The sequence below is a fragment of the Paraburkholderia caledonica genome, assembly GCF_000383275.1.
Classification (GTDB): domain Bacteria; phylum Pseudomonadota; class Gammaproteobacteria; order Burkholderiales; family Burkholderiaceae; genus Paraburkholderia; species Paraburkholderia caledonica.
The window spans coordinates 520,966-535,485 of sequence record NZ_KB911035.1 but is presented as its reverse complement, the minus strand read 5'-3'; the positions used below and the strand labels follow the sequence as shown (position 1 = coordinate 535,485).

The 14,520-nt window shown below is 62.0% G+C and carries 14 protein-coding genes; 5 read left to right on the top strand and 9 right to left on the bottom strand.

Translation table 11 applies throughout. From position 1 onward, the window contains the following. Positions 1–156: 156 nt before the first annotated feature. Positions 157–1,077 carry a LysR family transcriptional regulator gene (locus H281_RS0108560; protein WP_020066682.1) on the top strand — a complete coding sequence of 307 codons (921 nt, stop codon included), beginning with the start codon at positions 157–159 and terminating at the stop codon, positions 1,075–1,077. A gap of 3 nt (positions 1,078–1,080) precedes the next feature. Here H281_RS0108560 and H281_RS0108555 read toward each other — a convergent pair whose 3' ends face one another. The 6 genes from H281_RS0108555 to H281_RS0108530 form a co-directional block, all read right to left on the bottom strand. Beyond that, entirely contained in the window at positions 1,081–2,049 is a 969-nt protein-coding gene (locus tag H281_RS0108555) for a PDR/VanB family oxidoreductase (RefSeq protein WP_020066681.1), read from the bottom strand. A 206-nt stretch (positions 2,050–2,255) separates the two neighbouring features. Next, a complete protein-coding gene (locus H281_RS0108550; protein ID WP_020066680.1) occupies positions 2,256–3,563 on the bottom strand; it encodes an MFS transporter in 1,308 nt (435 codons plus the stop codon). A gap of 144 nt (positions 3,564–3,707) precedes the next feature. Continuing rightward, positions 3,708–4,628, bottom strand: coding sequence for a LysR family transcriptional regulator (locus H281_RS0108545; RefSeq protein ID WP_020066679.1), 921 nt, complete (start codon positions 4,626–4,628; stop codon positions 3,708–3,710). A 58-nt stretch (positions 4,629–4,686) separates the two neighbouring features. Beyond that, positions 4,687–5,370, bottom strand: a complete 684-nt coding sequence (locus H281_RS0108540; protein WP_020066678.1) for an EthD family reductase — start codon at positions 5,368–5,370, stop codon at positions 4,687–4,689. A 16-nt stretch (positions 5,371–5,386) separates the two neighbouring features. Further along, complete coding sequence (locus H281_RS0108535) at positions 5,387–6,577, bottom strand: acyl-CoA dehydrogenase family protein (protein ID WP_020066677.1); 1,191 nt, start codon at positions 6,575–6,577, stop codon at positions 5,387–5,389. Between the two features lie 33 nt (positions 6,578–6,610). After that, positions 6,611–7,969 (bottom strand): MFS transporter, encoded by a 1,359-nt coding sequence (locus tag H281_RS0108530; RefSeq protein ID WP_027804415.1) that lies wholly within the window; start codon positions 7,967–7,969, stop codon positions 6,611–6,613. 77 nt (positions 7,970–8,046) lie between these two features. Between H281_RS0108530 and H281_RS0108525 the strand changes: the two genes are divergently transcribed. The 4 genes from H281_RS0108525 to catA all read left to right on the top strand — a co-directional run bounded on the left by H281_RS0108525 (position 8,047) and on the right by catA (position 10,815). Next, positions 8,047–8,304 (top strand): hypothetical protein, encoded by a 258-nt coding sequence (locus tag H281_RS0108525; protein WP_020066675.1) that lies wholly within the window; start codon positions 8,047–8,049, stop codon positions 8,302–8,304. An 83-nt stretch (positions 8,305–8,387) separates the two neighbouring features. Beyond that, positions 8,388–9,524 carry a muconate/chloromuconate family cycloisomerase gene (locus H281_RS0108520; RefSeq protein ID WP_020066674.1) on the top strand — a complete coding sequence of 379 codons (1,137 nt, stop codon included), beginning with the start codon at positions 8,388–8,390 and terminating at the stop codon, positions 9,522–9,524. A gap of 18 nt (positions 9,525–9,542) precedes the next feature. Next, entirely contained in the window at positions 9,543–9,833 is a 291-nt protein-coding gene (gene catC, locus H281_RS0108515; protein ID WP_020066673.1) for a muconolactone Delta-isomerase, read from the top strand. 46 nt (positions 9,834–9,879) lie between these two features. Beyond that, entirely contained in the window at positions 9,880–10,815 is a 936-nt protein-coding gene (catA, locus tag H281_RS0108510; RefSeq protein ID WP_027804414.1) for a catechol 1,2-dioxygenase, read from the top strand. A 224-nt stretch (positions 10,816–11,039) separates the two neighbouring features. On the opposite strand, the gene H281_RS0108505 is transcribed toward catA, so the two are convergent. The 3 genes from H281_RS0108505 to H281_RS0108495 all read right to left on the bottom strand — a co-directional run bounded on the left by H281_RS0108505 (position 11,040) and on the right by H281_RS0108495 (position 14,294). Next, positions 11,040–12,119 carry a linear amide C-N hydrolase gene (locus tag H281_RS0108505; RefSeq protein ID WP_020066671.1) on the bottom strand — a complete coding sequence of 360 codons (1,080 nt, stop codon included), beginning with the start codon at positions 12,117–12,119 and terminating at the stop codon, positions 11,040–11,042. A 93-nt stretch (positions 12,120–12,212) separates the two neighbouring features. Then, on the bottom strand, positions 12,213–13,502 hold the full coding sequence (locus tag H281_RS0108500) for an SUMF1/EgtB/PvdO family nonheme iron enzyme (protein ID WP_020066670.1): 1,290 nt from the start codon (positions 13,500–13,502) through the stop codon (positions 12,213–12,215). A gap of 135 nt (positions 13,503–13,637) precedes the next feature. Further along, positions 13,638–14,294: a helix-turn-helix domain-containing protein gene (locus H281_RS0108495; protein WP_027804412.1), complete on the bottom strand. Its 657-nt coding sequence runs from the start codon at positions 14,292–14,294 to the stop codon at positions 13,638–13,640. Between the last annotated feature and the right edge of the window lie 226 nt (positions 14,295–14,520).

The window sequence follows — 14,520 nt, the reverse complement described above, 5'->3', positions numbered from 1 at the left end:
GTCGTGGGGGAGTAGTTGATGGGCTGACATCAGAAGCGCGCTACCGCATCGGCGCTTCCTCTCGTTGACATCAGTCTCGCTTTGCGTGGATCATGCGTCAAATCGATTAAAAACAGGTCCACGGATAAGTGTGGCCGATGTAACGCGAGACTTCCCATGACATCCATCGACCATGTCGATCTCAACCTGTTGCGCGTTTTTCAGGCCATCGTGGAAGAGCGCAGCCTGACGCGAGCTGGCGAGCGGCTTGCGCTGTCCCAACCTGCCGTCAGCTATTCGCTTGGCCGGTTGCGCACGCTGTTCGACGACACGCTGTTCATCCGCACGCGCGCCGGCATGCAACCGACGCCCGTCGCGCTGGAACTCGCGGAAATCGTGGGCCGCGCACTCGACACTGTGCGACAGGCGCTGCGTTATGCGGAGCGTTTCGATCCGGCCACGAGCACCCGCACTTTTCGGCTTTCGTTATCCGACGCGGGTGAAATGGCGTATTTGCCGGCGCTCTGCGCAGCGTTGGAGAAGGCCGCGCCGCGCGTGAAGCTGCTGGTCGAGCCGTTGCCGGTGGAGGAAATAGAGGAAGCGTTGCGCGCGAGCCGGCTGGATTTCGCCATCGGCAATCTGCCTTCATTGCTGCCGCGCACGCGTCATAGCCTGCTGTTCGAAGAGTCGTACGTATGCATGACGCGCAAGCGCCGCGATCTGCCTGCGGGCGATACGCTGAAACTGGAGCGGTTTCTCGCGGCGTCGCACGTGCAGGTGCGCTCGTTGGAACACAGTCATCATGAACTGGATGACGCGTTGCGGGCACAAGGCGTGGGGCGCAATATCTCGCTCGCGCTGCCGCATTTCGTCGCCGTGCCGGGTGTGCTCGCCGTGACCGATCTACTTGCGACGCTGCCTGAGCGGCTCGCGCATATCCTGAATCGCGGCAATGCGTTCCGTATTTATTCGCTGCCGGTTCCGCTGCCGAAGGCCGCGGTGACCATGCATTGGCACGAGCACTTTCACGAGGACGAAGGCATTGCGTGGATGCGCGAGCTGATCTCCAAGATCCTCGCGGACTTCACCAAGTCCTGAAAACTATAGGTCCAGCACAAGCACCGGGGAGCGCGAGCGAGATACGCAGCAACAGATCACGCTGTTGCTCGCGCGTTCCGACTTGCTCAGGCAATGGTCACGATGCTCCGGCTCTCCGCTCACCACGTCGACCATGCAGGTGCCGCACACGCCTTCGCCGCATGACGTGTCGACTTCAATGCCGATCGACGCAAGTGCATCGACAATCGACGTTTTCGCATCGACGTGAACCGTCTCACCGGTACTCGCGATCTGCACATCGAAGCTGTCGAGCGACGCTTCATCCGCCGGCGCGGCGTCGGCCTTGAAGCGCTCGAGGTGAATCGATTCAGCGCGCAGCCGCTTCTGCGCCGTTTCGACGACGAGGTCCATGAACGGTGCCGGACCGCAGGTGTAGACATGTGCGTTGTCACGTGCGTCGCGCAGACAGGCGTCGAGTGCATGGGGCAGCGCATCGCGCTCCACGCCGAAGTGCAGCTTGACGTGTGCATCGAAAGGAGCCTGAGTGAAGAGCGGCATGAAAGCCGCGTGGCTTTCGCTGCGCGCGAAGTAGTGCAGCGTGAAGCGCGCCTTGCGTGCTGACAGCCGGTATGCCATCGACAGAAGCGGCGTAATGCCGATGCCCGCGCCAATTAACACATGCTCGTCCGCGCCTTCATGCAGGCGGAACAGATTGCGCGGCGCGCTCACCGACAATTGCGTGCCGACGTGCACTTCTTCATGCAGCGAGCGTGAGCCGCCGCGCGAATGGTCCTCCTTTTTCACCGCAAAGGTTTGCGATTGCAGACATTCCGGATCGCCGCAAAGAGAGTATTGACGCGTGAAGCCGGATGGACTCGTTACGTCGATATGCGCGCCGGGCTCATAACAATCGAATGGCAGGCCGTCGAGGCGGGAGATGCTGAACGAGCGCACGCCGTGCGCTTCTTCGCGGACGGCGTCGACTCGGACTTTGAGCAGAGGGGCTTGCATGATGCTTTCCGATGACTTTGGGAGGGATGACGCTTTCAGATTAACGCCGCATAGCGAATAAGAAAAATATATAAAAAAGCGTGATGTGCATCGGTCAAACTGATTTTACGAGCAGCAGCCGGAAGCCCACATATGACAGACATAGACGCAAAAAGCACTCGCGCGGCCAGGGCCGCGCGAGTGCTTTCGAAGAGGGAGTGGTGACGTTACCGCTGGCGAGTCTCGTGCGTGAAGCGCAACGTAACGACTGTGATGAGACCGAGGACGATCAGGAACACCGCCACAGGCCAATACGCATGATAGTGCGCCAGCAAGGCGGTGGCGATGAGCGGCGACAAGCCGCCAGCGAAGATGGATGCGACTTCATGCCCGAGCGCCACGCCCGAGTAGCGCACTTCCGTGCTGAACAGTTCGCCGACCAGCGCCGGCAGCGTGCCGATCATCGCACCGTGGCAGACCGCGGTGCCAAGCACGAGCGCGAGCCAGATGAGCGGCGTGGAATGCGTATTGAGCAGCCAGAAGAACGGGAACGCCATCGCCACGAGAGAAATCGCCCCGATCATATACACCGGCTTCCGGCCGATGCGGTCGGAGAGCTTACCCCACAACAGCATGGCCACCATCTCGACCACCATGGCGAGCATGACGCCGGTAAGCATGGTCGAACTGGGAATGCCTGCATACTTGCCGTACACGAGCGAGAACGCGAGGAAGATGTAGGCGCCGCCGTTTTCGGCCACGCGCAGACCCATCGCCATGAGGATCTCTTTCGGATGGCGCTTGATGACTTCCACCACCGGCATGTGCGCTGTCTTGCCTGCCTTGTCGGCGTTTTCGAAGTCGCGGCTTTCCGGCAGGTTGTGACGGATATACACGCCGAGCGCAAAGATCAGAATGCTGGCAAGAAACGGCAGACGCCATCCCCATGACACGAATTGATCGTGCGGCAAAGCTTGCACGCCGAGAAAAGCCGCAGACGACAGCACGAAACCGCCGCCCACGCCAAGCTGGCTCCACGCCGCGTAGTAGCCACGCTTCTCGGGCGGGGCGCTTTCACTGATCATCAGCACACCGCCGCCCCATTCGCCGCCCGAGGCGATGCCCTGCAGGAGACGCAGCGCGACGAGCGCGGCCGGCGCCCAAAGCCCGACGTGATCGTAGGTCGGCAACAGACCGATACCGAAGGTCGCGAAGCCCATGATGAGCAGCGTCCACACGAGCGAGGCGCGGCGTCCGTAGCGGTCGCCGATATGCCCGAAGACAATGCCGCCGAGCGGTCGCGCGACGAAGCCCATGGCGAAGGCCGCGAAGGCGCCGAGCGTGCCGATCAGCGGGTCCGCGTTCGCAGGGAAGAAAAGTTGCCCGAACACGAGCGCCGCAGCGGTGCCGTAGACGAAGAAGTCATACCACTCCATCGCATTACCCGCGACTGACGCCACGACGATACGTTTGAGTGCGCGATCCGGCATTGCCGCATTACGTTCGGCCGCCGGCGAAGATTGAATCGTGGACATGTCTGCTTGCCTGGGTGATGGTGAGGCGCGCCTTCCAGAAGGCTTCGCATATCACACAGTGTCGATTCGCCGGATAGCTGCGTCAAATAGGCCGAAAAGAACGGCAGGTATCAGCGTGGCAAATATGCGGGCCTGCCGGGTCCATCAAACTTCGGGCTGATGAAACATCGCGAAGATGGCCCCGCGCAACCACGCAATGCCTGCGTCGGACGCGAATTGCGTGTGAGAGTGGACCTTGATTTCGATGGGCGGCAGCGAGAAAGGCAACGGCAGCACGCGAAAAGCCTTGCCGCGATTGAAGCGCCGCGCAATGCTTTTCGGGAAGACCACCGCGAGGTCTGTGTTCATCACGATCTCGGGCGCGACGACGAAATGCGGCAATCGCAGCACCACGTCGCGCTTGAGGTTCAGTTCATCGAGCCACTGCTCGACCATGCGATGACCCGTGGCGTTCGTGCTCGCATAGACGTAGCGCAACGCGGCGAGGTCTTCGCGGGTCGGCCTCGCTTTGCGCAACGGATGACCCGCGCGCACCACGCACACGTGCTCGTCGAGAAAGAGCGTCTGGCTTGCGCAGCCCGCGTCGAGGCCCGGCACATAGCCGAGCGCGAGATCGATCTCGCCCGCGCGCATGGCGGCGCTGACCGATTCGACCGGTAAGTTCGCCACCTCGATGCGAATGCCGCGCGCTTCGCGATCCAGCATGGCCGCGAGCGGTGGAAGGAAGTAGAACTCCGACATGTCGGACATGGACACGCGGAACACGCGCTGCGCCGTGGCGGGATCGAACCGCGCCAGCTGCTGCACCGCTTCATTGATGATGCCGAGCGCCTGCGCGAGCGGTGGATAGAGTCGATATGCCGCGTCGGTCGGCACCATGCCGCTCGGCGTGCGCAAAAACAGCGGGTCTTCGAACAGATTGCGCAATCGGCGCAGCGCGTGGCTGACGGCGGGCTGCGTGAGGCCGAGCCTGTCGCCCGCGGCGGTGAGGCTGCGCAAGTCCCAGATGGCGAGGAACACTCGCAGCAGATTCAGGTCGGCAATGCCGGGATGCGGCTTGTTCATGCGCTTCGCTCTAGAACGAGGGCGAAGCGCGCGTTAAAGCCGCGTCGCGATCGCCCGCTCACTGATGCTGATGTGCGAGATTACCGTACATGCTGCGCATTGCAAAATGCGGGGTTGTGCCGGAGAACGGCGGCAACGCGTGGAAGTCGCGGCGCATCGCATCGCGTACGGACGAAGCGAGGGCGGCCATGAGCGCGTCCGTATCGTCGAAGACTACCTTGTTGCGCTGCATCGCATCCGACTTCGGAAAAGGCAGGCCGCTCGTGCAGTCCATGCGCGTGTAAACCTCGAGCTCGCGCAACGCGGGCAACTGCAGCATCAGTGGGGGATGATTCTGCAGGTAATGCGTGAGCCAAGCGTTGAAGTCTTCAGCCACACCTTCGTACGCGACGAGATACGTGCATCGCTCTACGACACTTTCCGCCGAAGCCTTGAGCGTGCGCACGGCCATGACCTGCTGACTGAACGACTGCGCAATCGAAGCCGTCTGCACTGCACGCCAGATGGCGCCGTCGCTTGCACAGGCAGCTTCGAGCGGTGCCAGGTCGTCGAAATACCATTGCAGAACGCACGACGGAGTGTCGCCCGAAGGCGCAATACGCGGATCGACCTGGCCGCGTGTCGCTTCGTGCACGATCAACTTCCTGAGACCGCTCACGTGTGACGCGGCGCGTTGCAGCGCACTTGCATCGAGCGGCGTGTGGGTGCCGCTCGCGCCGATCAGAAAAAGACAGACATGCATCGTCTTCGTGCCTCGATCAGGGGTAAGGCGTGACGGGCGGAATGCCCACGAATACCGCGCCAGACGCGTCGTACGTACCTTCACCAAGGAACGCATGCTGCGTGACCACGATCGAATCGCGCACAAGGCGTTGCATGCGATTCTCGCGATAGATCGCGCCGATGCCCGCCATCTTGTACGCCTGCATCACGATGTCCGCGCACGTGTGGGCCGCATGCGTGGCCGACAGGCGGAGCAGGTTCGCTTCGGCGGGCAGCACCGGATCTCCCGCAAGCACCGTGCGCCACGACGCCTCCGCGGATTCGAAGAAGAACGCCCGTGCGCTGCGCAACTGTGCTTCCGCGAGTGCGATGCCCGAGCGATAGTACGCACGATCGGCAAGGCGCGGTGCGCCCGTAGTGGTCCTGGTCACACCGGACATGCTCGCCAGAAGGTCGAGCGCGGCGCGAGCCAGACCGATGTTCACCGCGGCGTGCACCTGCGCCTGATACGCGACAGCAGGGTAGCGATAGAGCGGTTCGTCGATCAGCGCCACGCCGCCACGCACGAAGGTCCACTCTTTTTCGACGAATTTGTTCTGCAGGCGCAGATCGTGGCTACCCGTGCCTTGCATGCCGACCACGTTCCAGTTGTCGACGATTTCGACTTCATTTGCCGGAAATACGGCCGTGAAGGGCTTGCCAGCGTTCTTGTCGTCGGCGGCGGCAGGCGCTCCGCCGATGCCGACTCCGATCCAGTCCGCGCCCTTGCAACCGCTCGCAAAGCGCCATTGGCCCGACACCACGTATCCGCCGGCCGCGTGCTCGGCCTTTTGCAGCGGATACAAGCCGCCCGCGAACACCTGGTCGGGACCGGAAGCGTAGATGCGTGCCTGAGTTTCTACCGGCAGCGCGGCCAGATACGTGTTGGCCGAGCCGAATGCGGCAACCCATGCTGTGGAGCCGTCGGCGATCGCGATACGCTCCAGCATCTCGAGAAAACGCGGAGGCGGCAGCGCGTCGCCACCGAAACGCTTTGGCGTGCTTGCGCGGAAGATGCCGGCGCGTTTCATTTTGCCGACCATGTCGCGCGGCACGTGCGAGATCGCGTCGAACTCCTCGCGGCGGCGCTCGACTTCTTCTATCAGCGCGTCGAGCGTCAACGGTCCGGCGTATTCGGGGTAATCGTTCTGCGAATCGACGATCGCATCGCTTGAAAGGGTTTGCATGCTTGATACCTCTTGGTCATTGATGTGACGATGTCATTCCGCCTGCTCGCGCGCGGCGATACGCATCGCTTTCGGATACGTCTCGCGCGCCAGCAAAGTGGCAATGACGGTGACAAGGCCGAGTGCGCCGAGATAGAGGGCAACCGGCAGGGCGCTGCGATAGTGCGCGAGCAATGCGGTCGCGATCATCGGCGAAAGGCCGCCGCCGAGCACCGACGACACTTCGCGACCAATGCCGAGGCCCGAGAAACGCAGGTGCACTGGCAACATTTCGCTGATGAACGCAGGCTGTGCGCCTTCGAGCATGCCAAGCGTGATGCTGTTCGCCAGGATCAGCGCAACCAGGACCTTCCAGTATTCGCCCGAACCGAGCAGCACGAAGTACGGCCACGCGACAAGCACGATGGCAATCGCGCCGGCGAGATACACGGGCTTGCGTCCCACTTTGTCGGTGACGTGGCCGAAGAACAGCGTGACGGGAATCATGAGCAGCATCGAAATGGTCAGCCCGCTGAGAACCCACGCGGACTTGATGCCGACAAACTGGCCGTATGCGAGAGAGAACGCGAAGAAGATGTACGACGCCGCGCCTTCGCCGAAGCGCAGTCCGAACACGGTGAGCACTTCACGCGGGCATTGCTTCAGCACTTCGATCACGGGCATGCGGCTCTGGTGACGCGTCGCCTTCACTTCGGCGAATGCCGCGCTTTCGCCAACGGAGCGGCGCATCCACAGGCCGAGCACGACGAGCGCGGTGCTGCCGAGGAACGGCAGGCGCCAACCCCAGCTCTGGAAGTCGGTTGACGACAGGTTCTGCACGAGCAGGAATGCGCCGGTCGACAGCACGAAGCCGAGTGCCGCGCCGCACGGGCTCCACGCAGCGAGCGCGCCGCGCTTCGACTGCGGCGCGTTTTCGTGGATCAACAGAATGCTGCCGCTCCATTCGCCGCCCGCGGCGAGCCCTTGCATGATGCGCAGGAGCACGAGCATGACAGGTGCCGCAATACCGATCTGCTGATACGTGGGCAGCACGCCCATCAGTGCGGTTGCCGAGCCCATGGTCAGCAGCGTGAGCATCATTACCACTTTACGGCCGTAGCGATCGCCGATATGTCCGCAGAGCACGCCGCCGATGGGCCGCGCGATGAACCCCACGGTAAAGCCGCCAAATGCGGCGATCGTGCCTGTCAGCGGATCACTGCCGACGGGGAAAAACAGCTTGCCGAAGACGAGCGCGGCAGCGGTGCCATAGAGAAAAAAGTCGTACCACTCGAGAATCTGCCCAAGTACGGCGGTGGTGACTGCGCGCCGAGCGGCACTCCTCGTGCGAGGCACTGGCCGCGTGGTGGATGACGGCGCACTCAGGTGGGGGTTCACTGCATCAGGATTCATGATGATGGGAAAACATGAAGTGAGAATTCCCGCATCCATGAGAGGAGGGCAGCGGGGCGCGTTGGATCGACTTCGTCATGACAATGCTCGAACGATATGAGCGGATCTGCGAGACGGTCAAATTCCGGCCAAAAATACGCGATATGAATCTCATGCATGAGCACCCTGTGAAAACCTTCGTATCGGCGAGCCACGTCGAAGGTAGCGCTCGTGCCTTGCGTTGCTGGGTGGCGGCTGGAATTGGCCGCTGGAATTGGCCGCTTGCAAAAGCGCGTCGCGGTAGCGTGACCGAAGAGCACGTCATCAATGCGATGAATGCGGCAACGTACATTTGATCTATTTGACCGATCTTGCTGCGTTCTTTACCTTGGAGTGAAGAGCGCAAAGCGCGCGTCCGCATTTATCCAAACGATTCCCCATGGCCACAGCGACGATCGAACGCATCGAAACCTCTCTCGTCGATTTACCGACGATCCGCCCTCACAAACTGTCCGTCGCGACCATGCATGGTCAAACGCTGATGCTGGTGAAAGTGTTCTGCAGCGACGGCATAGTCGGAATCGGCGAGGGCACGACTATCGCGGGCATGGCTTATGGGCCCGAAAGTCCCGAGTCGATGAAGCTGTCCATCGACACTTACCTCGCGCCCGCCGCGATCGGCAAGGACGCGACGCGCGTGCAGCAGCTGATGGCGTACATCGGCAAGCTGGTCAAGGTGAACTCGTTTGCAAAGAGCGCGCTCGAAACCGCCTTGCTCGATGCGCATGGCAAGCGTCTGAACGTTCCGGTGAGCGAACTGCTCGGCGGGCGCAGGCGCGAACGTTTGCCGATCGCGTGGACGCTCGCCTCCGGGGATACCAGCAGGGACATCGCCGAAGCGGAGCGCATGCTTGACGCGCGCAGGCACAAGGTGTTCAAGCTGAAGATCGGCGCTAAAGAACTGAAGACCGATATTGCGCACGTTGCGCAGATCAAGCGCGAGTTAGGCGAGCGCGGAGCGGTGCGCGTCGATGTAAACATGGCGTGGAGCGAAACGCAGGCGGCGTGGGCCATTCCTGCGCTCGCCGATGCCGGCTGCGAACTGGTCGAGCAACCGGTCATGTCGCCCGCCGCGCTCGGGCGCCTGATGCGGCGTTTCCCCATTGCGTTGATGGCCGACGAGATTCTGCAAGGTCCGGAAAGCGCGTTCGAGATCGCGAAGCATCACGGCGCCGATGTGTTCGCCGTCAAGATCGAACAGAGCGGCGGCCTGTTCGCGGCACAGCGCGTGGCGGCAATCGCGGATGCGGCCGGCATCGAGTTGTATGGCGGGACGATGCTCGAAGGCGCGTTCGGCACGGTTGCTTCTGCACATCTGTTCGCAAGCTTTGCGAATCTGCAGTGGGGCACCGAGCTTTTCGGGCCGCTGCTGATCACCGAGGAAATCCTGACGCAGCCGCTCGACTACAGCGATTTCGAATTGACGGTGCCGAGCGGGCCGGGCCTCGGTATCGCGCTCGACGAAGCCCGGGTCAAGCGCTTCACACGCGACGGCCTCATTGCAGTCACCAGGTAATCAGTTAGGAGACCGATCATGCTTTTCCATGTACGCATGGATGTGAACTTTCCGCACGACGTGCCGGCACATGTCGCTGACGAAATCAAAGCGCGTGAAAAAGCGTATTCGCAGGAGCTTCAGAGAAGCGGCAAGTGGCGTCATATCTGGCGCCTTGCGGGCGAGTACGCAAACTACAGCATCTTCGACGTCGACAGCAACGCGGAACTGCACGACATCCTCACCGCGCTGCCGTTGTTTCCCTACATGAAAATTTCGGTGACACCGTTGTGCCGTCACCCATCCTCTATTCGCGACGGCGACGCGTAAGTGCGAGCTTTCGAAGAATCCCCACATAATCACGGAGACAGCAATGATGAACGTCAAGGTATTCGCCACCCAGGAAGTGCAGGACCTGCTCAAGGCCGCCGCCAATCTTGACAGCGACAAAGGCGACGCACGCACCAAGCAGATCGCGCATCGCTTGTTGAGCGATCTGTTCAAGGCCATTGACGATCTGGACATCACGCCCGACGAAACCTGGGCAGGTGTGAACTATCTGAACAAGCTGGGTCAGGACGGCGAGGCGGCTTTGCTCGCCGCGGGACTGGGACTGGAAAAGTATCTCGACATCCGCATGGACGCTGAAGACCGGCAGGCGGAAATCGACGGTGGCACGCCGCGTACGATCGAAGGTCCGCTCTATGTGGAAGGCGCGCCGGTGCGCGACGGCGTGTCGAAAATCGATCTGGACGCCGATGCGGATGCCGGTCCGCTCGTCATTCGCGGCACCGTCCGGGGCCCGGACGGCAAGCCGGTGGCGGGCGCCGTCGTGGAATGCTGGCATGCCAATTCGAAGGGCTTTTATTCGCATTTCGACCCGACCGGCGCACAAAGCCCGTTCAATTTGCGCGGCGCTGTCCGCACACAGGACGACGGCACGTACGAGTTCCGCACGCTCATGCCCGTGGGCTATGGCTGCCCGCCGCAAGGCGCGACGCAACAGTTGCTCAACGTACTGGCGCGGCACGGCAACCGTCCCGCCCATGTGCACTTCTTCGTGAAGGCCGATGGCTTGCGCAAGCTCACCACGCAGATCAACATCGAAGGCGATCCGCTCATCTGGGACGACTTCGCCTACGCCACGCGTGAAGACCTCATTCCGCCGGTGGTCGGGAAGAGCGGCGGCGCGGCGCTCGGTTTGAAAGACGATGCGTACAAGGAGATCGAATTCAACTTCACGCTGACGCCGCTGGTGGAAGGCAAGGACAACCAGCTCGTCAATCGCCTCCGCACTGCGGCCGCTGCGTGATCGGGAGTTTTTCGCCTGACAGGGCGACGGCTGAATAGCCGGGCCGCATGCGCTCGTGCTGCTACGTCCTGTCAGACGTTCCAGTCAGCCGTCGCTTCGCCTGTCATTTCCGGGGCGGTCGCGCCGTGCGTTTAAATCTCGAGCCGGAGGGCAAGCTGACCAACAGTGCGGGGGAACCTCACAGCAAGGCGCGTAGGCAATCATGGACTCCGTAACGCCGCGCCTCAGCGGGACTTGCTGGCGTCGATGCCGAGGAAGGGAAACGCGGGTGCGCGTTGAAAGTCCTTGGAGACTTCGCCGCCGAATGTATTGCGCTGATCCTTGCCGAGGTCGAGACGTTTGACAGGCGCGGCGGCGGAGAAGTCGACCTTCTTGAGATCGACCCAGAAAGTACTCGGGGTGAGGGCCGATTCGAAGAAGTAAAGCATGCGTTTGTGATCCGCGACGGTGCGCCAGCGTGTGGACGATATATTGGGCTCGCCGGGGGTGGTGATCCCGAACGGCACCGACGCGTTACGGATCACGCTAAAAACGCTGGCAAGTGCAATGGCGGGGTCTTCACTCTTAGGGATGGCGTTGACGTAGAACGAGGCGCGCGCGAACCGGTCAGCAGAGCGATTGGTGCCAGGCAGCCAGACGGTGCCTCCGATCTGTTTCCAGTATTCGTTCAGTGCAAGCTGCTCGTCGAAGGTCGGCGAGTTGGTCATCACCTGATACTGCCGACCATGATGGATGATCTGCTTACCGCCGATGTACTCGACGATGGCGCTGTCGCCAGTCGCGTCCGACATGGCGAGGTGCAGTGTGGTGAGGCGCTGTTCTCCGGGGACGTTGTCGGTGACGATTGTGAACGGCTCTTTCTCAAGCGCAGCTACGGCTTCCGAGACGGTCGCAAAGTTGTCCAGCACGTACTGCGCCCATGCGGCGATAGTGAGTCCCGGTTTCGAGTTTTTGTCGAAGGGAGGATATTGCGACTCGACGAGCCAGAGCAGTTGAGCGGCTAGCCCCTTTTCGTTCATGCCGTCGGTGGTGGAGACGTCATAACCGGTAGCCACGACGCTACCGTATTTTGCCGTCCATTTAAGAGAGTTCGGACCGGATTCACCGGTGCGGGCGATGCCACGCGGCAGGATGTAGAGGTTAGTGGCGACGTCGAGCTTCCAGTCCATCGACCGGGCGGTGATAACGTCGTCGTTGTCGCCGAGATAGACGACGCGCGTGCAGGCTAGCGATGCAGCCGGATCGACGAGGGGGGTCGCTGCTGCGGCGAAACACGTCACAACTGCGGAAAAAGGGCGGCGCATGGCACTTCCTCACGCTGTGTTGGGAACTGATGCAGTTGTCGACGGGGCCGCTGCAGTCACCCCAAACCAATCGCCTTATGCTTTATTCGCCAATCACCTCACGCACCGAAATCCCGCATAAACGTACTGATAGTGCGGCTGAAACCAGTTTCGGAATGTCGGTCGTAACATGCACTGTGCGGTGCGCGCCGATCCGCCCTTCAGCACGTAATGCTTGCCGTCGAAGAAGTTGGCCGAATAACCCAGATAGAACGGAAACGGTTCGAACCCCGGCAATCCGTCGAACAAAGTGGAAGTCCACTCCCAGCCGTTGCCGTACTGGCCTTCAACGCCGAACGCGCTGACATTGTCCGGATAAGCGTCAACCGGACGCGGATCCCAACTGCGAAAGTCGAAGTTGCCGGAGCCCGCATGCGGCGCACCGTGCGCCGCGCGCTGCCATTGCGCTTCTGTCGGCAGCGCCTTCCCCGCCCAGCGCGCGTAGGCGCTCGCTTCCGCGTGGCTCACGTATGCCGGCCAGTCGGGTGGAAGCGGTACTTCGTCGAACATGGTACGCAGCATCCATTCGCCACGTTGGCCGCTTGCCTCGCGTCGCGACCAGCACGCGGGATGCTCGATGCGCTCGGCTTCTTTCCACGCCCAGTCTTCTTCCGTCCACCATTTCCGCTCGCGATAACCGCCGGCTTCGATGAACTCGCAAAACGCGGCGTTCGTAACCATATAGCGGTCGATCTCGAACGCAGGCACGTCCACGTGCAATTCGCCGAACTCGTTGTCCCAGCCGAAGCGGCCGCCGTCGCGCGGCATGCCGATCACAGCCGGACCGGCCGGCACGCCGACCATCGGCGACAGGCTGTTCACGCGCCCCGGACCGTGCACGACGGGCTCGCGCAAATCCGTCACCTTCTGCTCGATCGGCAATTGGTGAAGCATGTAGGCAAGCGTCTCGGCATGCATCAATCGATGCTCGATGGCCACGTTGAGCAATTGCCCGGACGCCTCGACTCGCGCGGAATCGGTAAGCGCCTGCAGTTCGCGGTCGATCTGTCGACGGGCGTTCAAACCGTATTGCCGCACGGTATCGAGCGAAGGCCAGTCGCCAGGCTGATCGGTCGGAAAACCGCCGTCTACGGGGTCGATACCGAATGCGAAGAGCTGATCGAGTTGCTCATCGAACGCGGGGAGTTCGAACAGGCGCTTGTCGAACAGATTACGATCGAAAGCTTCGAGGTGTCCGATATAGAACACAATCCGGTGCCGTTCACGGATCGGTCTCTCGTACAGGAACTCCGGCTTGACGATGGAAAAGAGGGCGTCGGTAACTTGACGCGCGTCGCTCAAACGTTGAACGAGCGGATGATGTGGACCGGGGTCGCGGTTCATTTCGCCGGGTCTCCTTGCGGGGGGACGGACTAAACAAAGACTGTACCCGCTTGCAGATGCCATGCCAAGGCACGAACTCCACCGGAAAATCGTGGCAAACGACGCGGCCGCGCGGTCCGCGCCCTCGCGCCGAGCCTAAACCTGGCGCAATCCGTCCAGATCGACGATCCGAATGTGCTTGCCTTGCGTGTCGATCAGGCCGCGTTTTTGAAATCTTGACAAGGTGCGGCTCACGGTTTCGAGCGTCATGCCGAGGTAGCTGCCCATGTCTTCGCGGGTCATTCGCAGGTTGAACTCTGCCGACGAATAACCGCGTTGAGCGTTGCGCTCCGACACGTCGAGCAAAAAGGCCGCGACGCGTTCGTCCGCCGAGAGCGAGCCGAGCACCATCATCTGGGCTGCTTCGCGCACGATCTGCTCGCCCAACAGTTTGTGCAGGCGTTCCTGCATCGAGCCGATTTCGCGGCACAGTGACTTGAGCGCCGTGTAGGGAACGATGCACACCGTGCTGTCTTCGAGCGCCAGCGCGCTGCATGCGTGCCGGTCGTCGCTGATGCCGTCGAGGCCGAGCGCCTCGCCCGCAAGCCGCAAGCCGGTGACCTGTTCGCGCCCGTCCCGATGCGCCATGACGGTTTTCATCGAGCCCGAACGCACCGCATAGATGTTGTCGAAACTGTCGCCGCTGCGGTACAGCGTGTCCCCGCGATGCACCGACCGCGCGGAGCAGATGAGCGTTTCGAGCTTGGACAACTCGTCGGGTGCCAACCCTTGTGGCATGCATAGCTGGCGCATCGCACAGCTGGAGCAGCGCGCGGCGCTGCGGGTGCCGGTGCGTCCAGCGGCCCGCGGCGTGGCGCGGCGGCTGCGCTGCTGCGGCGGCGAACTGACGGCCGGGCCCGGCGAAGCAGCGGAGTCGGCGGCGAGGGCGGATTGTGCAGCGGTAGAGGTAAGCATGTCTGAGCCAATGTCAGGGGTAATGCACCAATTGTCCCACCGGCTCTGTCCCCTGTTTCGCGGC

Bases quoted from the DNA above. Each gene is read 5' to 3' on its own strand.
- H281_RS0108545 (WP_020066679.1), bottom strand. From the start codon at position 4,628: ATGAACAAGCCGCATCCCGGCATTGCCGACCTGAATCTGCTGCGAGTG.
- H281_RS0108555 (WP_020066681.1), bottom strand. From the start codon at position 2,049: ATGCAAGCCCCTCTGCTCAAAGTCCGAGTCGACGCCGTCCGCGAAGAA.
- H281_RS0108550 (WP_020066680.1), bottom strand. From the start codon at position 3,563: ATGTCCACGATTCAATCTTCGCCGGCGGCCGAACGTAATGCGGCAATG.
- H281_RS0108540 (WP_020066678.1), bottom strand. From the start codon at position 5,370: ATGCATGTCTGTCTTTTTCTGATCGGCGCGAGCGGCACCCACACGCCG.
- H281_RS0108500 (WP_020066670.1), bottom strand. From the start codon at position 13,502: ATGAACCGCGACCCCGGTCCACATCATCCGCTCGTTCAACGTTTGAGC.
- H281_RS0108530 (WP_027804415.1), bottom strand. From the start codon at position 7,969: ATGAATCCTGATGCAGTGAACCCCCACCTGAGTGCGCCGTCATCCACC.
- H281_RS0108560 (WP_020066682.1), top strand. From the start codon at position 157: ATGACATCCATCGACCATGTCGATCTCAACCTGTTGCGCGTTTTTCAG.
- catA (WP_027804414.1), top strand. From the start codon at position 9,880: ATGAACGTCAAGGTATTCGCCACCCAGGAAGTGCAGGACCTGCTCAAG.
- H281_RS0108535 (WP_020066677.1), bottom strand. From the start codon at position 6,577: ATGCAAACCCTTTCAAGCGATGCGATCGTCGATTCGCAGAACGATTAC.
- H281_RS0108520 (WP_020066674.1), top strand. From the start codon at position 8,388: ATGGCCACAGCGACGATCGAACGCATCGAAACCTCTCTCGTCGATTTA.
- H281_RS0108525 (WP_020066675.1), top strand. From the start codon at position 8,047: ATGACAATGCTCGAACGATATGAGCGGATCTGCGAGACGGTCAAATTC.
- catC (WP_020066673.1), top strand. From the start codon at position 9,543: ATGCTTTTCCATGTACGCATGGATGTGAACTTTCCGCACGACGTGCCG.
- H281_RS0108495 (WP_027804412.1), bottom strand. From the start codon at position 14,294: ATGCGCCAGCTATGCATGCCACAAGGGTTGGCACCCGACGAGTTGTCC.
- H281_RS0108505 (WP_020066671.1), bottom strand. From the start codon at position 12,119: ATGCGCCGCCCTTTTTCCGCAGTTGTGACGTGTTTCGCCGCAGCAGCG.